The 22,688-nt window shown below is 72.4% G+C and carries 22 protein-coding genes; 12 read left to right on the forward strand and 10 right to left on the reverse strand.

All coding sequences use genetic code 11. The features are described 5' to 3' along the window. Window positions 1–28 precede the first annotated feature (28 nt). Together ACN28C_RS10675 and ACN28C_RS10680 are read left to right on the forward strand one after the other, a co-directional pair. Window positions 29–2,569 (forward strand): bifunctional FO biosynthesis protein CofGH, encoded by a 2,541-nt coding sequence (locus ACN28C_RS10675; protein ID WP_422773339.1) that lies wholly within the window; start codon window positions 29–31, stop codon window positions 2,567–2,569. Window positions 2,570–2,894: 325 nt separating this feature from the next. Continuing rightward, a complete protein-coding gene (locus ACN28C_RS10680) occupies window positions 2,895–3,152 on the forward strand; it encodes a WhiB family transcriptional regulator (RefSeq protein ID WP_421495091.1) in 258 nt (85 codons plus the stop codon). An 89-nt stretch (window positions 3,153–3,241) separates the two neighbouring features. On the opposite strand, the gene ACN28C_RS10685 is transcribed toward ACN28C_RS10680, so the two are convergent. After that, complete coding sequence (locus tag ACN28C_RS10685; RefSeq protein ID WP_421495090.1) at window positions 3,242–3,691, reverse strand: metallopeptidase family protein; 450 nt, start codon at window positions 3,689–3,691, stop codon at window positions 3,242–3,244. 183 nt (window positions 3,692–3,874) lie between these two features. Here ACN28C_RS10685 and ACN28C_RS10690 point away from each other — a divergent pair, with 183 nt between their 5' ends. Both ACN28C_RS10690 and ACN28C_RS10695 read left to right on the forward strand, forming a co-directional pair. Beyond that, a complete protein-coding gene (locus ACN28C_RS10690; RefSeq protein WP_422773340.1) occupies window positions 3,875–4,243 on the forward strand; it encodes a DUF3499 domain-containing protein in 369 nt (122 codons plus the stop codon). A gap of 102 nt (window positions 4,244–4,345) precedes the next feature. Beyond that, the gene (locus tag ACN28C_RS10695; RefSeq protein ID WP_422773341.1) at window positions 4,346–5,023 is read left to right on the forward strand and encodes a phosphotransferase; all 678 of its coding nucleotides are present in this window, start codon (window positions 4,346–4,348) and stop codon (window positions 5,021–5,023) included. A 320-nt stretch (window positions 5,024–5,343) separates the two neighbouring features. On the opposite strand, the gene ACN28C_RS10700 is transcribed toward ACN28C_RS10695, so the two are convergent. Beyond that, window positions 5,344–6,294 (reverse strand): oxidoreductase, encoded by a 951-nt coding sequence (locus ACN28C_RS10700; RefSeq protein ID WP_422773342.1) that lies wholly within the window; start codon window positions 6,292–6,294, stop codon window positions 5,344–5,346. Between the two features lie 142 nt (window positions 6,295–6,436). On the opposite strand from ACN28C_RS10700, the gene ACN28C_RS10705 reads away from it, so the two are divergent. After that, window positions 6,437–7,102: a hypothetical protein gene (locus ACN28C_RS10705; RefSeq protein ID WP_422773343.1), complete on the forward strand. Its 666-nt coding sequence runs from the start codon at window positions 6,437–6,439 to the stop codon at window positions 7,100–7,102. A 10-nt stretch (window positions 7,103–7,112) separates the two neighbouring features. On the opposite strand, the gene ACN28C_RS10710 is transcribed toward ACN28C_RS10705, so the two are convergent. The 5 genes from ACN28C_RS10710 to ACN28C_RS10730 form a co-directional block, all read right to left on the reverse strand. Beyond that, on the reverse strand, window positions 7,113–8,003 hold the full coding sequence (locus ACN28C_RS10710) for an oxidoreductase (protein WP_422773344.1): 891 nt from the start codon (window positions 8,001–8,003) through the stop codon (window positions 7,113–7,115). Window positions 8,004–8,334: 331 nt separating this feature from the next. Continuing rightward, a complete protein-coding gene (locus ACN28C_RS10715) occupies window positions 8,335–9,051 on the reverse strand; it encodes a nitrilase-related carbon-nitrogen hydrolase (RefSeq protein ID WP_422773345.1) in 717 nt (238 codons plus the stop codon). Next, complete coding sequence (locus ACN28C_RS10720; RefSeq protein WP_422773346.1) at window positions 9,044–11,335, reverse strand: MMPL family transporter; 2,292 nt, start codon at window positions 11,333–11,335, stop codon at window positions 9,044–9,046. The genes ACN28C_RS10715 and ACN28C_RS10720 overlap by 8 nt, the downstream gene beginning before the upstream one ends. A gap of 190 nt (window positions 11,336–11,525) precedes the next feature. Continuing rightward, a complete protein-coding gene (locus ACN28C_RS10725) occupies window positions 11,526–12,218 on the reverse strand; it encodes a permease prefix domain 1-containing protein (protein ID WP_422773347.1) in 693 nt (230 codons plus the stop codon). Window positions 12,219–12,510: 292 nt separating this feature from the next. Continuing rightward, window positions 12,511–13,599, reverse strand: a complete 1,089-nt coding sequence (locus tag ACN28C_RS10730) for a LacI family DNA-binding transcriptional regulator (RefSeq protein WP_422773348.1) — start codon at window positions 13,597–13,599, stop codon at window positions 12,511–12,513. A 250-nt stretch (window positions 13,600–13,849) separates the two neighbouring features. Here ACN28C_RS10730 and ACN28C_RS10735 point away from each other — a divergent pair, with 250 nt between their 5' ends. The 4 genes from ACN28C_RS10735 (at window position 13,850) to ACN28C_RS10750 (ending at window position 19,190) form a co-directional block, all read left to right on the forward strand. Beyond that, window positions 13,850–14,767, forward strand: a complete 918-nt coding sequence (locus ACN28C_RS10735) for a carbohydrate ABC transporter permease (RefSeq protein ID WP_422773349.1) — start codon at window positions 13,850–13,852, stop codon at window positions 14,765–14,767. A gap of 2 nt (window positions 14,768–14,769) precedes the next feature. Continuing rightward, entirely contained in the window at window positions 14,770–15,690 is a 921-nt protein-coding gene (locus ACN28C_RS10740; protein ID WP_422773350.1) for a carbohydrate ABC transporter permease, read from the forward strand. Window positions 15,691–15,738: 48 nt separating this feature from the next. Next, a complete protein-coding gene (locus ACN28C_RS10745) occupies window positions 15,739–17,082 on the forward strand; it encodes an ABC transporter substrate-binding protein (RefSeq protein WP_422773351.1) in 1,344 nt (447 codons plus the stop codon). An 89-nt stretch (window positions 17,083–17,171) separates the two neighbouring features. Further along, the gene (locus ACN28C_RS10750) at window positions 17,172–19,190 is read left to right on the forward strand and encodes a beta-galactosidase (protein ID WP_422773352.1); all 2,019 of its coding nucleotides are present in this window, start codon (window positions 17,172–17,174) and stop codon (window positions 19,188–19,190) included. 12 nt (window positions 19,191–19,202) lie between these two features. On the opposite strand, the gene ACN28C_RS10755 is transcribed toward ACN28C_RS10750, so the two are convergent. Genes ACN28C_RS10755 through ACN28C_RS10765 form a run of 3 tightly spaced genes read right to left on the reverse strand, consistent with a single transcriptional unit; the run spans window position 19,203 to window position 21,369 of the window. Next, window positions 19,203–19,580, reverse strand: a complete 378-nt coding sequence (locus tag ACN28C_RS10755; RefSeq protein ID WP_422773353.1) for a DoxX family protein — start codon at window positions 19,578–19,580, stop codon at window positions 19,203–19,205. Between the two features lie 36 nt (window positions 19,581–19,616). Beyond that, window positions 19,617–20,333, reverse strand: coding sequence for an NADPH-dependent F420 reductase (locus ACN28C_RS10760; RefSeq protein WP_422773354.1), 717 nt, complete (start codon window positions 20,331–20,333; stop codon window positions 19,617–19,619). 4 nt (window positions 20,334–20,337) lie between these two features. After that, entirely contained in the window at window positions 20,338–21,369 is a 1,032-nt protein-coding gene (locus ACN28C_RS10765) for an LLM class flavin-dependent oxidoreductase (protein ID WP_422773355.1), read from the reverse strand. A gap of 77 nt (window positions 21,370–21,446) precedes the next feature. On the opposite strand from ACN28C_RS10765, the gene ACN28C_RS10770 reads away from it, so the two are divergent. The 3 genes from ACN28C_RS10770 (at window position 21,447) to ACN28C_RS10780 (ending at window position 22,662) form a co-directional block, all read left to right on the forward strand. Next, window positions 21,447–21,947: a MarR family winged helix-turn-helix transcriptional regulator gene (locus tag ACN28C_RS10770; protein ID WP_422773356.1), complete on the forward strand. Its 501-nt coding sequence runs from the start codon at window positions 21,447–21,449 to the stop codon at window positions 21,945–21,947. Window positions 21,948–21,972: 25 nt separating this feature from the next. Further along, window positions 21,973–22,065 (forward strand): hypothetical protein, encoded by a 93-nt coding sequence (locus ACN28C_RS10775; RefSeq protein WP_422774612.1) that lies wholly within the window; start codon window positions 21,973–21,975, stop codon window positions 22,063–22,065. Between the two features lie 66 nt (window positions 22,066–22,131). Next, window positions 22,132–22,662: a DUF4396 domain-containing protein gene (locus ACN28C_RS10780; protein ID WP_422773357.1), complete on the forward strand. Its 531-nt coding sequence runs from the start codon at window positions 22,132–22,134 to the stop codon at window positions 22,660–22,662. The last annotated feature ends 26 nt before the right edge of the window (window positions 22,663–22,688 follow it).

The following is a 22,688-nucleotide window of genomic DNA, read 5'->3' on the forward strand; positions in this document are numbered from 1 at the left end:
CGGTGGAGATACGGCCTAGGCTGCACGAGTGGCTGATGGGAGTGACCAACCGACCGTCGCGAGTCTGCGTCGGGCGCTGCGCCGGGCGGCGGAGGGCCGGACCCTCGACCCGGACGAGGCGACGACACTGCTTTCCGCGCGCGGCGAGTTCCTGGACGAGTTGCTGGCGACCGCCGGCCGGATCCGTGACGCCGGGCTGGCCGATGCCGGGCGCCCCGGCGTGGTCACCTTCTCCAAGAAGGTCTTCGTCCCGCTCACCCGGCTGTGCCAGGACCGCTGCCACTACTGCACCTTCGCCACGGTGCCGCACCGGCTCCCCGCCGCCTATCTGGAGCGGGACGAGGTGCTGGCGATCGCGGCGGCCGGGGCGGCGCAGGGCTGCAAGGAGGCGCTCTTCACCCTCGGCGACCGGCCCGAGGCGCGCTGGCCGCAGGCCCGGCAGTGGCTGAGCGAGCGGGGCTACGACTCGACCCTGGACTACCTCCGGGCGTGCGCGATCGCGGTGCTGGAGGAGACCGGCCTGCTGCCGCATTTCAACCCCGGCGTGCTCTCCTGGGCCGAGCTGCAGCGGCTCAAGCCGGTGGCGCCGAGCATGGGGATGATGCTGGAGACCACCGCCACCCGGCTCTGGGCCGAGCCGGGTGGGCCGCACTACGGCTCACCGGACAAGGAACCGGCCGTCCGGCTGCGGGTGCTGGCCGACGCCGGGCGGGTGGCGGTGCCGTTCACCACCGGCATCCTGATCGGGATCGGCGAGACGCCCGCCGAGCGGATCGACTCGATCTTCGCCATCCGGCGCAGTGCCCGGGAGTACGGCCACATCCAGGAAGTCATCGTGCAGAACTTCCGGGCCAAGCCGGACACCGCGATGCGCGGGATGCCCGACGCCGAGCTGCACGACCTCGCGGCGACCGTGGCGGTGACCCGGATCCTGCTCGGGCCGGGCGCGCGGGTCCAGGCGCCGCCCAACCTGATCGAGGGGGAGTACGACCTCCTGCTGCGGGCCGGCATCGACGACTGGGGAGGCGTCTCGCCGGTGACCCCGGATCACGTCAACCCGGAGCGACCCTGGCCGCACCTGGACGAGCTGGCGGCGCGTACCGCCGCCGCCGGGTTCACCCTGCGGGAGCGGCTGACCGTCTATCCCGAGTACGTCCGGCGCGCCGATCCGTGGCTGGATCCGCGGCTCGCCGCCCACGTCGGGGCGCTCGCCGACCCGGGCACCGGGCTGGCGGTCGAGTCGGCCCGGCCGACCGGCCGGCCCTGGCAGGAGCCGGACGACGCCTTTGTGCCGGGCGGCCGGACCGACCTGCATGCCACGATCGACAGCACCGGCCGGACCGGTGACCGGCGCGGCGACTTCGACTCCGTCTACGGCGACTGGTCCGCCGTCGGCGCCCGGGTGCCGGCCGACGTGTCCGGGGCGCTGCGCGCGGCAGCACCCGCGCCGCCCCGGCAAGACGATCCGGAGCTGCGGGCCGGGCTGCGGCTGGCCGCCGACGATCCGGCGGCACTGCTGGAGCCCCGGCACGAGGCGGCGGCGCTCGCCCTCCTCACCGCCGACGGCGCGGCCCTGGACGAGCTGTGTCGGATTGCCGACGACGTGCGCCGGGCCGCCGTGGGCGACGACGTGACGTACGTGGTCAACCGCAACATCAACTTCTCCAACGTCTGCTACGTGGGCTGCCGGTTCTGCGCCTTCGCCCAGCGGGAGCGGGACGCGGACGCGTACCGCCTCTCGGTGGAGCAGGTTGCCGACCGGGCGGAGGAGGCATGGGCGGCCGGCGCCACCGAGGTCTGCATGCAGGGTGGCATCGATCCCAAGCTGCCGGTCGGCGCCTACGCCGAGCTGGTGCGGGCGATCAAGGCCCGGGTGCCCGGCATGCACGTGCACGCCTTCTCGCCGATGGAGATCGTCACCGGTGCGGCCAAGGCCGGCGTGCCGGTCCGGGACTGGCTCACCGAGCTGCGCGACGCCGGGCTGGACACCATCCCGGGCACCGCCGCCGAGATCCTCGACGACGAGGTGCGCTGGGTGCTCACCAAGGGCAAACTGCCGGCCGCCACCTGGGTCGAGGTGGTCGGCACCGCGCACGAGCTGGGCATCCGGTCCAGCTCCACAATGATGTACGGCCACGTCGACCACCCCCGGCAGTGGCTGGGTCACTTCCGGGTGCTGGCCGGGTTGCAGGACCGCACCGGCGGGTTCACCGAGTTCGTCGCGCTGCCGTTCGTGCACACCAACGCGCCGATCTATCTTGCCGGCATCGCCCGGCCTGGTCCCACCTGGCGGGAAAATCGCGTCGTGCACGCCATGGCCCGGCTGCTGCTGCACGGGCGGATCGACAACATCCAGTGCTCCTGGGTCAAGCTCGGCGACTCCGGTGCGGCGGAGTTGCTCCGGAGCGGCTGCAACGATCTCGGCGGCACGCTGATGGAGGAGACGATCTCCCGGATGGCTGGCTCGGACCACGGCTCCGCCCGTACCATCGGCCAGCTCGAAGGGATCGCGGCGGCCGCCGGCCGGCCGGCGCGGCGTCGGACGACGGTCTACGGATACGCCGGTTGATCCGCGCGGCGGCGCACGGCGCTCGTGGCGCGCCGGGCGCGCCACGCCGGATATCCGACGCAACTCGCCGAGCGGGCGTTACCCGCACCCGGTCTGAATCGATAGGGCAGGTTGCGAGACCCGATGACTCCACAGTCGTCCGGGCACGCGGCAAGGGTGGCTCCACTTAGCAGGTTCGGCTTGACGACGCACGTATGACACACGTGTAATTTCAGTGGGGTCGTTCGTACGGAGCGCATCAAATCGCTACCGGACGGACAAACACGCCTTCCGCGTGGGGGGTTGCGCCGGCCGCCGCGCCGGTGCGCGATAAGGAGGCAACTGGATGGACGGCCGACTCGAGGTGGCCGACCTGCTCGGAAACGCTCCGGAATGGCAAGAGCAGGCGCTCTGCTCGCAGACCGATCCGGAGGCGTTTTTTCCCGAGAAGGGCGGCTCGACCCGCGAGGCGAAGCGGATCTGCTCCCGGTGTGAGGTCAAGGCCGAGTGTCTGGAATACGCGCTCGGGCACGACGAACGGTTCGGAATCTGGGGCGGGTTGTCCGAACGCGAACGGCGCAAGTTGAAGCGTCGCGTCGCCTGAGCGGCCGCGCCCGGGTGGTGGGGGCCGCCCGGGTCAGGCCAGCCTCAGGGGCAGGCCAGCCGGTGGGGTGGGCGGCGCCTGTCCGTGGCTCAGTCCAGCTCGTCCGGATCGACGCCGAGCAGGTTCGCGACCTGCTCGATGATCACATCGTGCACCAGGTCGGCCAGGTCGTCCCGGTCTATCGCCCGGAACTCCAGGGGGCGGCGGTAGAGCACGATCCGGGGTGGTACGTCCTGCCGGCCCGGGCGTCCGGGCAGCAGCCGGGCCAACGGGACCTCGCCGTCCTCCAGGACGTCCGAGTCGTAGACGTTGAGGTCCGGCGGCACGTCCTCGACCGCGAACTCGACCCCGGCGAGCTCCTTGGCGAAGCGCCGCTCCAGCGTCTCGACGGTGTCCAGGACCAGGTCGTCGAAGATCTCCGATTTGGTCCGGGCCAGCGGGACGGTGGCCGGAACGAGCCGGCCGCGCAACCCGCGCCCGTGCCGGTCCCGGCGTGACCGGTGCCCGGAACCCGGCCGGCGGTTCTCCGGACTGGTCATCTGTACCCCGCTTCGCTCGTCGTGGACGACCGCCCACGACGACAGGGTAGACCTGCCGCGATCAAGATCGGCTCGGGGACTCGGCCATGTCGGAGTCGGGTGTCCGGAATGTGATCACGCCGTACCGGCGTGTCGCAAGCCCAAGCGTGGTGGCGGAGCCGGTAATGGAGATACCGTGCCGCCGTGAGGTCACCACGGCGTTGCTCCCGCAACGGCTGCCCCCGACAGGCCGTAGCCACGCTGACCTATGTCTACAACGAGTCGACAGCCGTGGTGGGCCCCCTGGCGGCCTTTGCCGAGCCGCACACCTACGACCTCTGCGAGCCGCACGCCCGGAGCCTGACCGCTCCCCGGGGCTGGGACGTCGTCCGGCACGAGGGCGAGTTCGAGCCGCCGCCGCCGACCACCGACGATCTGGTGGCGCTCGCCGAGGCCGTCCGCGAGGCGGCCCGCCCCGCCCCGCCCCGCCCGGACGAGACCGAGTTCGATCCGCACACCGGGCAGCAGACCGGCCGGCGCGGCCACCTCCGGGTCATCCCACCCAGCCACTGAGCTGCGCCCTACCGTCTTCCGCCCTGCTCGCTCGCGTCAGCGCCTCGTCTCTGGCCGCCGCCACCGCCCGGCGGGGTGGCGGGCATTGGATATCGTCAACGCATGGTTGACCTGGTGCTGGTCGGCACTGGCCGGGACGCGGACGTCTTCGTCCTCGACGCGGGGCGGGTGCTGCGCCGTTACCGCGACGGTGGCGACGTCAGGCGCGAGGCCGAGATCATGCGGTATGCGGCGGAGCACGGTTTTCCGGTGCCGCGGGTCGACCGGGCCGACGGCACCGACCTGGTGATGGAGCGGATCGACGGCCCGACGCTGCGGGAGGCGATGGTCGGCGGTGGCCTGGAGCTGGCGGCCGGCGCGGAGATCCTGGCCGACCTGCATCGGCGACTCCGCGAACTGCCGCCCCGGCCGGGTGCGGAACCCGGCAGCAAGATCGTGCACCTGGACCTGCATCCAGAGAACGTCCTGCTCGGCCCCGACGGTCCCGTCGTGATCGACTGGCTCAACGGCCGGGACGACGAGCCGGATCTGGACGTCGCCATGACCGCGCTGATCATGGCCGAGGTGGTGGTCGGCGACATGTTCGGACTCGGTGCGCCCGCCGCCACCCTGCTGGCTGCGTTCCTCGACCGTACGCCGGGCGATCCGGTACGCATGCTGGAGTCGGCCGTGGCGATCCGTCGGGCCAGCGCCACCCTGAGCGCCGAGGAAAAAGCTCGACTCGGCGCGGCGGCGGCCCTGGTCCGGAATGGCTACCTCGGACTCCGCCGAGCCCGCTGACGGCCCGGAGGCCGGGGTGGAAGACGCCCGCGAGCCCGCTACCGGCGGCGGAGAGTCGGTTCGGAGCCCGGCTGCGGGTGCTGAGGCCGGCCCGGTTTCATGCGGGACAGAGGTTGGTCGGCCGGGCTCGGGCCGGCTCGCGCCAGCCGGGTGGCGCGGGTTCGTCACCGACGTAGCCCGGCGTCCGTAGCGCCGGCAGCAAAGCCGCCAGCGCCCCGTGCCCCGTGGCTTGTCCTCCAGGGGCACGGGACGCTGTGCCGTCATCGGTCGGCCGTGGATTCCGCCCGGGGCCGGTGCCCGGACCGGCCCCGGGCAGCCGGTCAGCCGGTCGGGCCGGCGGTGCCGTTCGCAGTTTCCGCGGCGGCCCAAGCCGCGAGGTCTGCGGTGCCGGTGGGCTCGCCCGGCTCGGCGAGGTCGGCGAGGTCCCGCTCGGTGAGGCGCAGCGAGGCCGCCGCCACGTTCTCCGCCAGGTGCGCCGGCGACCCGGTGCCGGGGATGGCGAGCATGACCGGCGAGAGGGCCAACAGCCAGGCAAGGGCGACCTGGGCCGGGGTCGCGCCGTGCCGGTCCGCGACATCCTGGTACCGACCCGGGTCGATCGGCCGGTTCCCGCCACCGAGCGGGAAGTACGGCACGTAGCCGGTGCCGGCGGAGGTGCAGCTGGCCAGCAGCTCGGCGTCATCCCGGTACTGGAGGTGGAAGTGGTTCTGCACCGCCGCGACCGGTGCGATGGCTGCCGCCTCGGCCAGCTGCGCCGCGTCGACGTGGCTGACCCCGAGATGCCGGATCAACCCCTCCTCGCGGAGCGCCGCCAGTGCCTCGAAGCGCGGGGCGATCGACGTACCGCCGGCCGGGCCCAGGCCGCCCACCCGGAGGTAGACGAGATCGAGCCGGTCGAGGCCGAGCCGGCGCAGATCCTCCTCGACCAGGCCGCGGAGCTGGTCGGGGGTCGCCTCCCCGGAGGGCATGCCGGAGGCGTCCCGCAGTGGGCCGACCTTGGTCGCGATCACCAGGCCGTCCGGGTACGGCGCGAGGGCTTCCCGGATCAGCTCGTGCGCGTGTACCGTGCCGCGCCCGTAGAAGCCGGCCGTGTCGATGTGGTCGACCCCGAGCTCGACCGCCCGGCGCAGCACGGTGATGCCGGTCCGCGGATCCCTGGGCGGTCCGGTCAGACTGTTCACGGCCAGTCGCATCGCCCCGAAGCCGAGCCGGTTGATGCGCAGGTCGCCGCCGAGCAGGAAGGTGCCGGCGACGTCGGTTGTGTTCGTCATGCCATAGAGCGTCGGCCGGGCGGCCGCCCGGCAGCCACGGTTGGCAGGAAGTTGCCATCCGGCCGCCATGGGACCGGCGGGTTCGCCGGAGCGGAGGCGAGGGAGGTGGCGCCGCCCGGCCGGACCGGGTCAGACTGGGTGGGTGACGGACGGCCGGTTGATCACCGTACGCGGCGAAGACGAACTGGTCCGACAGGCCGGGCACCTTTTCGCCGGTACCCGGACCGAGTTCGCCTGCGCCGCGACCGACCTGGGGACCTGGTCCCGAGCCACCGCCCGGATGGGGCTGGTCGCCGACGTCCGGCCGCGCCTCCGGGCCGGTCTCACCATACGGAAGCTCTACACCCCCGCCGCGCTCGTCGACGACGCGCAACGCGATCAGCTGGCTGCTGCCGCCGCCTCGGGAGTCGGGGTACGGATCTGCGCAGCGCCGCTGCCGCACGAGACGATCATCATCGACCGGAGGGTCATGATCCTGGCCGGGGCGACGAGTGGCGCGGACCGGGAGTTCACCGTGGTCACCGTCCCGGCGCTGATCGCCGGGGTACGCGCGTTGTTCCAGGCCACCTGGGAATCCGCCGACGACCTCGACGGCTGGCTGCGGGCGGAGCCGCCGCAGCTCGACCCGGCCGGCCGCTCGGTACTGCGGGTGCTCGCCTCCGGCCTCACCGACGAGGCGGCGGCGCGGCGGCTCGGCATGTCGCTGCGGACGTACCGGCGGCGGGTGGCCGAGCTGCTGCAGCAGCTCAACGCCGACTCCCGCTTCCAGGCCGGCCTGCGGGCCGGAAGCCTCGGCCTGGGCCGCTGACCCGTGCCCGTCAGCTCGGGCTGCGCGGCGCGAGCAGGGCTGCGACCGGCGTCTTCGCGAAGTCGGTGGTGCTGTCGTAGTCGGTGCTCCGGCTGACGTCCGCCCAGGCGGTGGCCTCCCGGGAACGGGACTGTGCCGACTCCTCGGCCAGCCGGAGGGCGTCGGAGCCGAGCAGCAGCCGCAGCGGGGGCACGGCGAGCCCGACGATGTCGGCGATCACCCGGGCGGCCCGTTCGGGGTCGCCGGCCTGCTGGCCGTCCATCTCCCGCCGCAGGCCGTGCATGCGCCCGACGGTCTGCTGGTAGTCCTCGCCGACCTCGGCCATCTGCATCGACGCGCCTCCCCAGTCGGTGCGGAAGGCGCCGGGCTCGATGATGGTGACCCGGATGCCGAAGGGCTTGACCTCGTTGTGCAGCACCTCGGAGAAACCCTCCACGCCGAATTTCGCGGTCTGGTACGCGCCCAGCCCGGGACTTCCGCCGACCCGGCCGCCGACCGAGGAGAACTGGAGGAAGTGCCCGGATCGGCGGGCCCGCAGCACCGGCAGGGCCGCCCGGGTGACGTTGACGACCCCGAAGAGGTTGGTCTCGATCTGCGCCCGGAAGTCCTCCTCCGGGGTCTCCTCGATCGGCGCGCTGTTGGCGTAGCCGGCGTTGTTGGCGACCACGTCCAGGCCGCCGAAGGTCTGCACCGCCGCCTGGACCGCCGACCGTGCGCCGGCCGGGTCGGTGACGTCGAGCGCGAACGGCCGCACCTGGTCGCCGTAGCGGTCGACGAGGTCGGCGAGCTGGTCAGGCTGCCGGGCGGTGGCGAGCAGGTTGTCGCCCCGGTCCAGCACCTCACGGCTGAGCGCCCGGCCCAGGCCGCGGGAACTTCCGGTGATCAGCCACGTCTTCGCCATGCTGTCGGTTCCCTTCGGGGCGAGCGGTGTCCAGGGCCGAGCGGTGTCCTGGTCGGAGTGGCGTCCGGGTCACGGTGCGGGCCGGGACAGACCTGTCGTGCTCGACTCTGCTATGTGCCGAGCCTGCCGGCGGCGGAAAGCGGAGCGCCGCCACCCGTCCGGCTGATCGGCCGGTGCGTCGGCCGACATTCCGGGCGGGACGCCGGCCCGGGTGGTGGGTGAGCGGACGGGCCGGCGCCTGCGCCATCTGCGTACCGGGCTCGGTGAGCAACTCGGTGCCGGGACACCGCCGGCCGAGCGCACGTATCGGGCTCCTACCGCGCGCAGCGGATCACGACGGTGGGTTGGTCAGGGTCGCCCGGACCAGCGCACCCGGTTCCGGACCCGCCTCGGCCACCACGATCCCGTCCGGGTTCCAGATCCTCGACCGCCCGGCGGTGTCGGCGAACCCGCCGCCGGTCGGGCCGGCGAAACTTGCGGTCGCCACCCAGACCCGGTGTGCGGCGGCGGTCCGGCGGGCGCGTTCCTCCTGGACGTGCCACTCCGACGCGGAGTCGACCGCCCCCGCGACGTAGGCGTCGATGCCGAGGGCAGCGGTGTCGGCGGCGTGCCGGGGCACCCCGGTGTCCTTGCAGACCGCGAGCCCCAGCCGCCAGCCGGCCACCTCGACGACCGCCGGTGCGGGGCCGGGAGCGAAGTGCTCCGGCTCGGCTCCGCCCAGCCACATCTTCCGATACGCCACCCGGGCGCCGGTGCCGTCGACGGCCAGGATCCCGATGTGCCGCCGCCCGCCGCCGCCCGGCACGGGGGCGCCGGCCAGGGCCAGCGCACCCGTCTCGGCACATGCCGCCACGATCGGGGCGAGGCGGGAGTCGTCGGCGTCGACCGGGGCGGCGTCCAACTCGTACCCGGTGAGGGAGAGCTCGGGAAAGACCACCACCCGGGCGCCGGCGGCCCGGACCGCCCCGGCGTGGCTGCGCGCGTTCGCCGCGACGTCCTGGGCCAGGCAGTGGGGCTGGGCGACGGCGAGGATCAATGGCTCACGCACCCGGCCGATGGTAGTCCGGCACTGCCGGCCCGAGACGGTCACCGGGCACTGCCGGCCCGAGCCGGTCACCGGGCACTGCCGGTGCGGGGCGCTCCAGGGCGACCCGGGGGAGCCAGCGCCCCAGCCGGGACGGCAGCCACCAGGCGCGGGCGCCGAAGAGTTGCATGGCGGCGGGCAGGAGCAGACAGCGGATGACGAAGCCGTCGACGAAGATGGCGACCGCCAGGCCGAGCCCGAACTGCTGGAGCATCCTGCCCGGGTCGAAGAGGAAGGCGCTGAAGACCACGATCATGATGGCGGCGGCGGCCGTCACCACCCGTCCGGTGGTGGCCAGCCCTTCGCGGATCGCGCCCGCCGCGTCGTGATGCCGTGCCCAGTGCTCGTGCATCCGGGAGACGAGGAAGACCTCGTAGTCCATCGAGAGGCCGAAGACGATCGCGAAGATCAGTACGGGTACGAACGCCTCGACCGGTCCGGGCTGGACACCCAGGTTGCCGTCCTGGAAGACCCAGCTGGTCACGCCGAGCGCGGCGGCGACGCTGAGCAGGTTGAGCAGCGCCGCCTTGACCGGGATGAGCAGGGACCGGAAGACGACCACCAGCAGCAGCGCGGAGAGGCCGACCACGACGACCACGAAGAGCGGCAGCCGGTCCGCTACCGCGTCGGCGAAGTCGACGGCCGCCGCCGTACTGCCGCCGACCAGGACCGGCACGCCGGTGCTCCGCTCGACCGGCGGCAGCACCTCGGTGCGGAGCCGGTCGACCAGTTCCATCGTCGCCGCGTCCTGCGGGGCCGAGGTGGGGAACAGCAGCAGGGTGTGCACCTGCCCGTCGGGTGCCGGAAACGGCGGGGTGACCGAGGCGACACCGTCGGCACCGGCCAGTGCGGCCCCCACCTCGGTCGCGGCCGGGTGGCCGCCCTCGACGACCACCACGAGCGGGCCGTTGCGCCCCGGGCCGAAGCCGGTCGAGATCAGGTCGTACGCCTGCCGGCTGGTGCTGCCCGGCGCGTCGCTGCCGGCGTCGGCGAAGCCCAGCCGCATGTCGAGGGCGGGCGTCGCCAGCAGGAGCAGCAGCGCGGTGGGGAGCAGCAGGGCCAGCCAGGGCCGGCGCTGCACCGTTGCCGACCAGCGGCGCCAGAGCGTGCCCTCGGCGCGCTTCGCCCGCTCCGCCCGGCGGCGGATGCCCCGCTCGACGTGGTCGCCGACGATCGCCAGCAGCGCGGGGAGCAGGGTGAGCGAGGCGAGCATCGTGACCAGGACGGTCAACGCCACCGCCACGGCCACGCCCTGGAGCGAGCCGAGACCGAGTACGACGAGGCCGAGCAGCGCGATCACCACCGTGCAGGCGGCGAAGAAGACGGTACGGCCGGCGCTGTCCAGGGCGGTGCGGGTGGCGGTGCCCCGGTCGGCGCCGTGCAGCAGCTCCGACCGGAAGCGCGAGAAGACCAGTAGTGCGTAGTCGATGCCGACGCCGAGCCCGACCAGCGCCATCAGCGGGGCGGTGTAGTCGGCGACGGTGGCGACGTGCGAGGCGAGTACGACCAGACCGAGCGTGCTGCCCACCGCGAAGATCGCGATTCCGATCGGCAGGGCGGCGGCGAGCAGGGAGCCGAAGAGGATCACCAGGATGACCAACGCCGCCAGCAGGCCCGCGCCCTCCGCCGCGCCGCCCTCGGACTCCTCGGCGACCCGGACCGGGTCACCGGCAAGTTCCACCCGCAACCCGTCGCCGGCCACCGACCGGGCGGTGTCGATGACGGCCCGTACGTCCTCGGCCGGCACCTCCTCGCTCGGCCCGGTGAGGGTGACGCCGGCGTAGCCGATGGTGCCGTCCGCGGAGACCGCCCGGGGATCCTCGTACGGGCTGGTCAGCTCGGCCACCGAGGTCGTCCCGCGTACCTGGGCGAGCATCGGCTCGACACGCTGCCGGACCTCGGCGTTGCCGATGCCGTCCGGGTGGTGCAGGACGATCTGCACGCTGCCCGCCGTCTGCGTCGAGCCGTGCGCCCGGAGCGCGTCGCTGGCGGCCTGGGACTCGGTCCCGGGCAGTGAGTGGTCGTTGTGGTAGTCCGGGCCGACCGTCTGGGCGGCCAGGGTGAGGCCGGCGAGCACGACGACCCAGATCAGCAGGGCGATCCACCGCCGTCGGTAGGACCAGCCGGCCATCCGGGCAAAGACGCCGGCCCGGGGCGGCCCAACCTCGCCGAGCTGGTGCGTCCCGGCCCCGCCGGCCGGGGGCAGTGTGGTGGCACCTCGTGGTGTGGGGCCTGACTCGGTGGGCATCGGATCTCTCCTCGTGCTCTCGGGACCGGCCTCGGACCGGCTCCGCCGACTGGTGTGCCAAGGAGTTAAAAGACTACATGTAGGCTTGCTACTTATATGCGGAGGAGTCCGTGTGGCGCTCGCATCGCACCGGGAGCGGCAACGTGCCTGAGTGGGGTGGGATCAGCCGGTCCGGCGCGCAGGCGCGCCGTCAGCGTGAGGTCGTTGCCGCCCGCGCCGTCGCGAGGCAGCGTGCGCCGTCTCGGGCGACCAGGAGCATCGGGAGGATCAGGAAGACCAGCGCCAGTGGGATCCGGGCGTGGGCCAGCAGACCCGTCCCCGGGCCGACGAGCGCCAGCAGCAGGCCGATCGCGCTGAAGGCGACCGCCACGGCGCAGGCGAACAGCCCGGTGAGCCGGGTGCGCCAGGGCGTGCTGCCGAGCCGTGTGCCGCCGAGCCGTGTGCTGCCGCGCCGGCGTGTCCCGGTGCCGAAGGTCCAGACGACGACCAGTGTGACCACGATGGTCAGCGCTCCCAGCCAGCTCACCAGCGTGTCGAGGAAACTGGCCAGGCCGGGCAGCGGATCCGGTTCGCCCCCGATCCATTCGACCAGGTGCCAGATCGGAGGCTGGGCGATGAGGGTGGCGAAGACCAGCAGCGCCGTGCGCCGCCCCTGCGCCAGCGCGAGTTCGGCCTGGTAGTCGGGCGCGATCCGGGCGACGTCGCCGAAGTCGTCGACCGCGTGCCGTGCGGCGGCCTCGGGGGTCAGGCCGGTTTCCGTGTACGCCTCGGCGGCGTCGACCAGACTGTCCCGGGCCTCCCGGAGCAGGCTCGCCTTGGCCCGCCGTGGCCCTCTCAGGGCCCGGTCGAGGTCGGCGAGGTAGCCCTCTATCGCAGCAGTCACAGCCCACAATCCGTCGCGTACCGGCGTCCCAGTATGCCGGTCGGACCGCCCGAAGCGAAGCCTGCCCGACCCGGAGATCCCCCTGGGTGGCGGGCACCTACGGGTGTCGCCGGCACCCTTGCCGGGCGGCGCTCAGGCGGGTACGACGTAGGGAAACGAGCCGGAGCGGGCCTCCGCGGTGAGGCCGGAGGTCATCCCGGTGCATGCGGTGCGGGGTCATGACGACGGTACGTCCCGAAGCCGCCCATTTCGGGAGTTCCGGCCATAACCCCCGGAAGGTACCCCCGGAAGGTCAGGCCGGGGCGACGGCGGTACTCGACCGGACGACGAGCCGGGTGGGCACGAGGTCGGTGCCCGGGTCGGCGGGCTCGTCGCGGATCTGCCGCAGCAGTGCCTGCACGCAGCGGCGCCCCACCTCGGCGAAGTCCTGGTGCACGGTGGTGAGCGGGGGAAGGTAGGCGGAGGCGTCCGGGATGTCGTCGAAGCCGACCACGCTCACCTCGCCCGGCACCTGCCGGCCGCGCTCGTGCAGGGCCCGGAGCACGCCGAGCGCCATCTGGTCGTTGGCGGCGAAGACGGCGGTGCAGTCCGGCTCGCCGGCCAGCCGCAGCCCGGCCCGGTAGCCGGACTCGGCGGACCAGTCGCCGCGCTCGAGCGGCGGCACGGGGCGGCCGTCCGCCTCGAGAACGGCGCGCCACGCCCTGGCGCGCCGCTCGCTGGCGAACGACTCGGCCGGGCCGGCGACGTGCCACACCGTACGGTGCCCGAGGTCGAGCAGGTGGCGTACGGCCTGCCGGGCGCCGTCGGCCTGGTCGGTGTCGACCACCGGATGCCGGTCACCCGCGTCGGAGTCCACCACCACCGCGTGCACGCCGGGCGGCAGCGCCACGGTGCCGGTGTCGAGCAGGTGGATCTCGATGATGACGATCACACCGTCGACGGCGAGCTCGCCCATCCGGGTGAAGGCGCCGAGCACGTTGTCCTGGGTGGGTGCGCCGAGCGGGATCAGCGTGATCGCGTACCCCTCCATCGCGGCGTGCGTCGCGATCGCCTCGACGGTCCGGCTGTTGCCGGTGGAGGAGAGGTTGAACAGGATCACGCCGATGGTGTTGAACTGCCCGTAGCGCAGGGCCCGGGCGGCGCTGTTGGGTCGGTAGCCGAGCTGCCGCATCGCGGCCAGCACCTGCTGCCGGGTCGTCTCGACCACGGCCGGATGGCCGTTGGAGACCCGGGAGACGGTCTGCGACGACACGCCCGCCAGTCGGGCGACGTCCGCCATGGAGACCCGCTGCTTGCGGCGGCCGCCCGGGATCCCCGAGCCGCCGCGCTGGGCGCCACCGACCTGCACCGGTGGCCGATGTCCCCGGGTCTCCGCCTCCATCGTCGCTCCTGCCATGCGCCCGGACCGAAAGAAGCCCACGCCGAAAACCCACGCCCGCGTCAGCCCACTCCCCGCGTCCAAGCGGTTACTTGACGGCCGTGGAGCGGAGTGCCACTATACCGCAACGCGAGTTTACGTAAACATTGCTCTCCGGGCCCCAGTCGGTACCCCCTGTCACCAGGCACGAATCCCGTGGCAATGTTTACGTAACCGTCATCGCCCGGGGTCCGGGCGGGGAAGGAGCACACCGGTGGCTTCGGCAGGGCAGACGTACCGCCCGGCGGGCCGGAGAGCGCGGTCCGGCAGCCGGCGGTCCTGGGTCGGCTGGCAGTTCGTCGGCCCGTTCATGGCGGTCTTCGCGCTGGTCTTCCTCGCGCCGATCGCGTACTCGCTCTACCTGAGCGTGTTCCGGACCCAGTTGATCGGCGGCACCACCTTCGTCGGCCTGGAGAACTACGCCAACGCGCTGAGCGACCCGCAGTTCTGGTCCGCGTTCGGCCGGGTGGCGCTCTTCCTCGCCGTACAGGTGCCGATCATGCTGTTCCTGGCGCTGCTGATCGCCCTCGCCATCGACAGCGGCCGGCTCTACGGCTCGGCGTTCTTCCGGATCTCGGTCTTCCTGCCCTACGCGGTGCCCGCGGTCGTCGCCACCCTGATGTGGGGCTTCATGTACGGCACCCGGTTCGGCCTGGTCGGCAACCTCAACGAGGCGTTCGGCATCTCGCTGCCCGACCCGCTCTCGCCCGACCTGATCCTCGCCTCGATCGGCAACATCGTGACCTGGGAGTTCGTCGGCTACAACATGCTGATCCTCTACTCGGCCCTGCGGGTGGTGAACCCGTCCCTCTACGAGGCCGCGGCGATCGACGGGGCCGGGCAACTGCGGATCATCACCGCGATCAAGCTGCCGGCGCTGCGCGGCCCACTGCTGATCGCCACGATCTTCTCGATCATCGGCAGCTTCCAGCTCTTCAACGAGCCGACCATCCTGAAGACCCTGGCGCCGAACTCGATCACCACCTACTTCACGCCGAACCTCTACGCGTACTCGCTCTCCTTCGCCGGACAGCAGTTCAACTACGCCGCGACGGTGGCGATCGTGATGGGCGTGATCACCATGGTCGTCGCCTACCTGGTCCAGCTCCGCGCCACCCGGAAGGCGGTCTGAGCATGGCGACTGTGACCACCCCGACCGTGCCGCGCGGGGCAACCCGGCGCCGGCCGCCGACCGTACGCCGGCAGGCTCCGCGCCGCCGCCGGAGCGTCACGCTGACCGTGCTGGCCAGCCTGATGCTGATCTACGCGCTGCTGCCGCTCGCCTGGCTGCTGATCAACGCGACAAAGACCCAGCAGGGCCTCTTCGACTCCTTCGGGCTGGCCCCGGCCGGCGACTTCGCGCTCTTCGACAACATCGTCGACACCTTCCGCTACGACGGCGGCATCTTCACCCGGTGGCTACTCAACACCCTGCTCTACGTGACCCTGGGGGCCGGCGGCGCCACCCTGCTGGCCGCGCTCGCCGGCTACGGGCTGGCGAAGTTCGACTTCCCCGGCCGGAAGGGCGTCTTCGCGGTGGTGATCGGCGCCGTCGCCGTGCCCGGCACCGCGCTGGCGGTACCGACCTTCCTGATGTTCTCCCGGCTCGGGCTCACCAACACCCCGTGGGCGATCATCATCCCCTCGCTGATCTCGCCGTTCGGGCTGTATCTGATGTGGACCTTCGCCAACGACGCGGTGCCGAACGAGATGCTCGAGTCGGCGCGGATCGACGGCGCCGGCGAGTTCCGCACCTTCTTCTCGGTCAGCGCGCCGCTGCTGGCACCGGGGACGGTCACCGTGCTGCTCTTCAACGTCGTGGCCACCTGGAACAACTACTTCCTGCCCCTGATCATGCTCAAGGACCCGGACTGGTATCCGCTCACCATCGGGCTCGACGCCTGGAACCGGCAGGCCGGCACCGCGGGCGGTGAGGCGGTCTTCAACCTCGTGATCACAGGTTCCCTGCTCACCATCGTCCCGCTGATCGCCGCGTTCCTGCTGCTCCAGCGTTACTGGCAGTCGGGCCTGGCCACCGGAAGCGTCAAGGAATAGCCCACCCCGCACATCCGCGACAGAAGAATTCCACGAAGGGAACCCCTGATGATGCGCATACGACGCCGAACGATACTGGCGAGCGCGGTCCTCTCCGCCTCGCTGCTGGTCACCGCCTGCGGCTCCGGCGGCGACGACGGCGGTTCCGCCGGGCCGGCGGCCGGCGCCTCCGAGGCCGAGATCCAGGCGGCGCTGGAGGCCGGTGGCACCATCACCGTCTGGGCCTGGGAGCCGACCCTCAAGCAGGTGGCCGCCGACTTCCAGGCCAAGTATCCGAAGGTCACGGTCGACCTGGTCAACGCCGGCACCGGCAACGACCAGTACACCGCGTTGCAGAACGCCGTCAAGGCGGGCTCCGGGGTGCCGGACGTCGCCCAGGTCGAGTACTACGCGCTGCCGCAGTTCGTGCTCTCCAAGGCGCTGACCAGCCTCGACGGATACGGCACCGACGCGCTCGACGGCACCTTCACGCCCGGCCCGTGGAACGCCGTGCGCTCCGGGGACGCCGTCTACGGACTGCCGATGGACTCCGGCCCGATGGCGCTCTTCTACAACAAGGAGGTCTTCGACAAGCACGGCCTCACGGTCCCGACCACCTGGGACGAGTACGTCGCCGAGGCCGAGAAGCTGCACAAGGCCGACCCGAAGGCGTACATCACCAGCGACACCGGCGACGCCGGCTTCACCACCAGCATGATCTGGCAGGCCGGCGGCCGCCCCTACAGCGTCGACGGCACCACGGTCGGGGTCGACTTCGCCGACCCCGGCACGCAGAAGTTCACCGCCACCTGGCAGAAGCTCATCGACGGCAAGCTGCTCTCGCCCGTCACCGGATGGAGCGACGCCTGGTACAAGGGGCTCGGCGACGGCACCATCGCGACGCTGGTGATCGGCGCCTGGATGCCGGCGAACCTGGAATCAGGCGTCACGGCCGCGAACGGCAAGTGGCGGGTCGCGCCCATGCCGCAGTGGGAGGCCGGCGGCAAGGTCACCGCCGAGAACGGCGGCAGCTCGCTGGCGATCCCGGAACAGGGCGACAACAAGACCCTCGCGTACGCCTTCCTCAAGTACGCCACCGTGGACGAGGGCGCGCAGACCCGCGCCGACGGCGGCGCCTTCCCGGCCACCACCGCCCAGCTCAGCTCGCCGCAGTTCCTGGAGAAGGAGTTCCCGTACTTCGGTGGCCAGAAGGTCAACCAGGTGCTGGCCGAGTCCGCCCAGCAGGTCGCGCCCGGCTGGTCGTACCTGCCGTTCCAGGTCTACGCCAACAGCATCTTCGGCGACACCGTCGGCAAGGCGTACCTCGGCCAGGCCACCCTCGCCGAAGGGCTCAAGGCCTGGCAGGACGCCTCGGTCAAGTACGGCCAGGAACAGGGCTTCACCGTCAAGTAGCAGGGCTCGTCGCGCACCGGCCGGCCGCCCGAGCGGTGGCCGGCCGGTCGTGTCCGCCCAAGCAGCACCGTCACCCTGGGGAGTTCGTCGTGGGAGAAGACCGCAGGCACCGCTGGCTCCGTTGGCCCTCGGACCCGGGCCGGGCACGGCTGGCGTACGGCGCCGACTACAACCCGGAGCAGTGGCCCCGCGAGGTGTGGCCGGAGGACGCCCGTGCGATGCGGACCGCCGGGGTGAACATCGTCTCGCTGGCGATCTTTTCCTGGGCCCGGCTCCAGCCCGCCGAGCAGGAGTGGGACTTCGGCTGGCTCGACGAGGTCGTCGAGCTGATGGCCGCCAACGACATCGCGGTCGACCTGGCCACCGCCACCGCCTCACCGCCACCCTGGCTCAGCACGAAGCACCCGGAGATCCTGCCGGTCGACCGCGACGGGCGTACCCTCTGGCCCGGCGGTCGGCAGCACTGGCGGCCGACCTCGCCGATCTTCCGCGAGCACGCCCTGCGGCTGACCCGCCGGCTCGCCGAGCGCTACGGCACGCATCCCGCGCTCGCCGCCTGGCACGTCTCCAACGAACTCGGCTGCCACAACGTCTACGACTACTCCGACGACGCGGCGGCGGCGTTCCGGGCCTGGCTGCGCGACCGCTACGGCACCCTGGCGGCGCTGAACCGGGCCTGGTCGACCTCGTTCTGGTCGCAGCACTACAGCGACTGGGCGCAGATCCTGCCGCCCCGCCGGGCCGCCTCCTATCCCAATCCCGGCCAGCAACTGGACTTCAAGCGCTTCTCCTCCGACGCGCTGAAGCAGCACCTGCGGGCCGAACGCGACCTGCTGCGCGCCCTGACCCCGGAGATCCCGGTCACCACCAACTTCATGGTGATGGGCGAGACCAGCGGCATGAACTACGCCGACTGGGCCGCCGAGGTCGACTTCGTCGCCAACGACCACTACCGCACCCCCGGGCCGCAGTCCTACGACGAACTCTCCTTCTCGGCCAACCTCGTCGGCAACCTGGCGCAGGGCCGGCCCTGGTTTCTGATGGAACACTCCACCAGCGCCGTCAACTGGCAGCCGGTCAACGTCGCCAAGCGCCCCGGCGAGCTGGCCCGGGACTCGCTCGCGCACGTGGCACACGGTGCCGACGCGGTCTGCTTCTTCCAGTGGCGGCAGTCGGCGGGCGGCGCCGAGAAGTACCACTCCGGGATGATTCCGCACGCGGGCGAGGAGAGCGAGGTCTTCCGGGCCGTGACCGAACTCGGCGCCACGCTGCGGACGCTGGCCCCGGTCGCCGGCACCCGGCGCGGGCGGGCGAGGGCGGCGATCCTCTTCGACTGGGAGTCCTGGTGGACCGCGGAACTCGACTCCCACCCCACCGACCGGCTCCGCTACCGGCAGGAGGCGCTGGACTGGTACACCGCCTTCCTCGACCTCGGGATCCGCGCCGACGTCGTGCCGGTCGCGGCGCCGCTGGAGGAGTACGACCTGCTGGTCGCGCCGATCCTGCACGTCGTGCCGGCGTCGCTGGCCGACCGGCTCCACGGCTTCGTCGCGGGCGGCGGCCACCTGGTCACCACCTACTTCTCCGGGATCGTCGACGAGCACGACCGGGTGTGGCTCGGCGGCTATCCGGGAGCGCTGCGTGAGCTGCTCGGTATCCGGATCGAGGAGTTCGCCCCGCTGCGCGACGGGGAGAGCGTCGAGCTGGACAACGGCGGCACCGGCACGCTCTGGACGGACCGGATCGAGCGCACCGATCCCGACACGGAGGTGCTGGCCTGGTACAAGACCGGCGACCAGGCCGGACGGGCGGCGATCACCCGCCGGGTGGTCGGCAGCGGCTCGGCCGCGTACGTCTCCACCCGGCTCGGCCCGGCGGGCCTGACGGCCGTGCTGGCCGACCTGGCACACCGGGCCGCTGTCCGGAGTGAGCTGCCGGAGCACCTGCGGGGCCACGTCGACCTCGCGGTACGCGGCCGCTACCGGTTCCTGGTCAACCGGACCGGGGCTTCCCTCGACGCCGCCACGCTCGCCACCCTCCCCGCGACCGCCGGTGCGGTCCTGCTGGAGCGGGACGGGGTGCTGGTCGTCGAGGGTGAGCCGGACTGACCCCGGGCAGGGTCAGAAGGCGTACGGGCCGAACCGGCCCCAGGCGACGAAGGCGGCAAGCACGAGCAACACCAGGTTCATCACGACCGACTGGGTCTCCCCGCGCCGGCCGTGCGTCACGGTGGCACCGACCATGATCACGACGAGCCCGGTGGCGGCGAGCGGCACGAGGATCGGGGCGATGTCCAGCAGGGCCGGCAGGGTCAGCCCGATGGCGGCGAGGATCTCCAGGGCGCCGATCGTCTTGATGAGGTTGGGCGGGAACGGCTCGGCCCAGCCCATCCGGGGGTCGGTGACGAGCTTCTCCTTCGGCTGGAGCAGCTTCATCGCGCCGGCACCGAGGAAGGCGGCGGCGAGCCCGATGGCGACGATCCAGAGGGCGATGTTCATGGTCGGGGAACTCCTTCGAGGGGTGGGGGAGGGTCGTCAGGGTCGTGCGCGGGCCTGGCCGACGGCGCGACCACGCTCGGTGTCGGGGAAGCGGTCGAGCATCGCCTGCACGCCGGCCGCGTCGGTGTTCGCGCCGAAGAGCTCGGTGCCGGGTTCCATCCGTACGCCCTCGGCCAGGTCGCCGGCGACGACCGGGTCGAAGCCGAGCGTGTCGACCAGGGCGGCGACCGTGCCGAGGGCGTCCGGGTCGTCCCCGGCGATCGCGATCGCCCGGCGTCCGGGCGTGCCGGCGGGCCGGGCCTCGGACTCGAGGTCGTGGTAGCCCATGTGGTTGAACGCCTTGACCACCCGCGACCCGGACAGGAAGCTCTGCACGGTCTCGCTGGAGGAGGTGCGCGGGTCGGTGAGGTCGTCGCGGATCCCGTCCACCTCCCACCAGTAGTTCATCGCGTCGATCACCAGCTTGCCGCGCAGCGCCTCGGCCGGCACGCTGCGATGCTTGCCCAGCGGGAGCGCCAGGATGACGACGTCGGCCCGCTCGGCGGCCTCGGTCGCGGTCACCGTACTCGCGCCGGGGGCGAGGATCTCGACGATGAGTGCGATCTTCGACGGGTCGCCGGAGCCGGCGACCAGGACCCGGTGACCGGCGGCGACGGCGAGCCGGGCCAGCACGGTGCCGAGCTTGCCGGCACCGAGGATGCCGATGGTGGTGCTGCCCGTGCTGCCGGTGGTGCCCGTGCTGCGTGTCTCCATCGCCTCAGCCTGCCAGGATGTCGCGGACCATCGGCGCCACCTTGGCGCCGAAGAGCTCGACGGCGCGCATCCGGGCGGCGGCGGGCTGGGCTCCGGTGGAGTAGATCAGGTCGAACCGGCCGACGCCGAGCGCCCTGACGGCTCGGGCGATCTTCCGGGCGACGGTCTCCGGCGAGCCGATGTAGAGCGACCCCTCCGCCACCTCGGCCTCGAACTCCGCCCGGCGCAGCGGCGGCCAGCCGCGCTGCGCGCCGATCCGGTCCCGGATCACCTTGTACGGCGCGTAGTACAGCCGCACGGCCTCCTCGTCGGTGTCGGCGACGAAACCGGGCGAGTGCATGCCGACCGGGTGTGCCACCGTGCCGAGCTGGTCGGCGGCCCGCCGGTAGAGGTCGAGATAGGGCGCGAACCGCTGCGGGTGCCCGCCGATGATGGCGAGCATCAGCGGCAGCCCGTGCCGTGCGGTGCGGACCACCGACTGTGGCGAGCCGCCGACCCCGACCCAGGTGGGGAGCCGGCCGGACTCGGTCTTGGGGAAGACGTCGGCGTCGTGCAGGGCTGCCCGGGTGGTGCCGCGCCAGGTGACCGGCTTCTCGTCGAGCAGCTTCACGAAGAGGTCGAGCTTCTCCTCGAAGAGCACGTCGTAGTCGCTCAGGTCGTAGCCGAAGAGCGGGAACGACTCGGTGAAGGAGCCGCGTCCGAGGATGACCTCGGCCCGGCCGTGCGACAGTGCGTCGACGGTGGCGAACCGCTGGAAGACCCGGACCGGGTCGTCCGAGCTGAGCACGGTCACCCCGGAGGCGAGCCTGATCCGCGAGGTGCGCCCGGCGATGCCGGCCAGGACGGTCTCCGGGGTGGAGATCGAGTACTCCGGCCGATGGTGCTCGCCGAGCGCGATCACGTCGACGCCGAGTTCGTCGGCGAGCACCGCCTCGTCGACGACCTGCCGGATCGCGGCGGCGTACGACAGCGGTGCGCCGGCCCGGTCCACCGGCACGTCGCCGAAGGTGTCGAGGCCGAGCTGGAACTCACTCATGGTGCTGCCCTCCGGGTGATTGACGCGTCAATCATGGCGCCATATGCTTGACGCGTCAAGTAGTGGAGGTGTGGGCGTTGGGAAGGGCGCGGAAGCTTCCCACCCGGGACGAACTACGCGTGTGGCGCGAGTTCGTCGAGACGACCGAGGCGCTGCGCAGCGTGCTCGCCGGCAGACTGCACCAGGACACCGGGCTCTCCCGGAGCGACTACGCCGTGCTGCTCGTCCTGAGCGAGGCGAGCGGGCACCGGCTCCGCTCCTCCGAGCTGGCGGCGCGGATCGGCTGGGAACGCAGCCGCCTCTCCCATCACCTCAACCGGATGGAGCGGCGGCACCTGATCCGACGCGAGGAGTGCGCCGTCGACAGCCGGGGCGCCGAGGTCGTGCTGGAGTCGGCCGGCGCCGAGGCGTTCCGCGCCGCCACGGTCCCGCACCTGCGCGCCGTACGCGAGCTGTTCGTCGATGCCCTCACCGCCGACCAGCTCGCCGCCGCCGCCGAGATCGCCACCGCCCTGCGGGCCCACCTGGCGCGGCCGGCCCCGTCGCCGCCGGGGCAAGCCGGAACTCCTGAGGAATGACCTGGCGGGGTGGGCGTCCCGGCACATCAACGAAGAACACCGGCTTGTCTGCCGCGTCCTCGATGCTCACGGCCAGTTGGAGATCCCCTCCTGTCGACACCACTATGGAGACCGCTAGGGATTCCGCCGACGATACGACGGCGCGAGGTGATCCCGCCGCCCACCGCGCATCCAGGAGGCCGTTGTGCATCCCGACCAGCACACCGTCGAGCCGTCCACCCGCGACTCCGGCCATCGACACGACACCGGTTCGGCCCCCGGGGCCGCCCGCCAGACCTCGTGGCGGATGGCGGCGCAGGCGACGCTGCACTGTTTGACCGGCTGCGCCATCGGTGAGGTGCTGGGCATGGTCATCGGCACCGCGCTGGGTTGGCCCGTCTGGCCCACCGTGGCCCTGGCGGTCGGGCTGGCGTTCGTCTTCGGCTACGCCCTGACGATGCGCGGGGTGCTGCGGGCCGGAGTGGATCTCCGTACCGCGCTGAAGGTCGCCCTGGCCGCCGACACCGTGTCGATCGCGGTGATGGAGATCCTGGACAACGCCGTGATGCTCGCGGTGCCCGGCGCCATGCACGCCGGCCTCACCGGTTGGCTGTTCTGGGCGTCGCTGGCGTTCGCCCTGGCCGCGGCCTTCGTGCTGACCACCCCGGTCAACCGGTGGCTGATCTCACGCGGCAGGGGTCACGCCGTGGTCCACCGGTACCACCACGCGCACTGACCGCCATGCTTGCGATCGTGGGCGTC

It is taken from the genome of Plantactinospora sp. WMMC1484 (genome assembly GCF_049315195.1).
Classification (GTDB): Bacteria; Actinomycetota; Actinomycetes; order Mycobacteriales; family Micromonosporaceae; genus Plantactinospora.

Excerpts from the sequence above, each read along its gene's own strand:
- ACN28C_RS10700 (WP_422773342.1), bottom strand. The coding sequence starts at position 6,294 with ATGACGAACACAACCGACGTCGCCGGCACCTTCCTGCTCGGCGGCGAC.
- ACN28C_RS10685 (WP_421495090.1), bottom strand. The coding sequence starts at position 3,691 with ATGACCAGTCCGGAGAACCGCCGGCCGGGTTCCGGGCACCGGTCACGC.
- ACN28C_RS10760 (WP_422773354.1), bottom strand. The coding sequence starts at position 20,333 with ATGGAGACACGCAGCACGGGCACCACCGGCAGCACGGGCAGCACCACC.
- ACN28C_RS10710 (WP_422773344.1), bottom strand. The coding sequence starts at position 8,003 with ATGGCGAAGACGTGGCTGATCACCGGAAGTTCCCGCGGCCTGGGCCGG.
- ACN28C_RS10695 (WP_422773341.1), top strand. The coding sequence starts at position 4,346 with ATGGTTGACCTGGTGCTGGTCGGCACTGGCCGGGACGCGGACGTCTTC.
- ACN28C_RS10765 (WP_422773355.1), bottom strand. The coding sequence starts at position 21,369 with ATGAGTGAGTTCCAGCTCGGCCTCGACACCTTCGGCGACGTGCCGGTG.
- ACN28C_RS10740 (WP_422773350.1), top strand. The coding sequence starts at position 14,770 with ATGGCGACTGTGACCACCCCGACCGTGCCGCGCGGGGCAACCCGGCGC.
- ACN28C_RS10745 (WP_422773351.1), top strand. The coding sequence starts at position 15,739 with ATGATGCGCATACGACGCCGAACGATACTGGCGAGCGCGGTCCTCTCC.
- ACN28C_RS10730 (WP_422773348.1), bottom strand. The coding sequence starts at position 13,599 with ATGGAGGCGGAGACCCGGGGACATCGGCCACCGGTGCAGGTCGGTGGC.
- ACN28C_RS10720 (WP_422773346.1), bottom strand. The coding sequence starts at position 11,335 with ATGCCCACCGAGTCAGGCCCCACACCACGAGGTGCCACCACACTGCCC.
- ACN28C_RS10680 (WP_421495091.1), top strand. The coding sequence starts at position 2,895 with ATGGACGGCCGACTCGAGGTGGCCGACCTGCTCGGAAACGCTCCGGAA.
- ACN28C_RS10755 (WP_422773353.1), bottom strand. The coding sequence starts at position 19,580 with ATGAACATCGCCCTCTGGATCGTCGCCATCGGGCTCGCCGCCGCCTTC.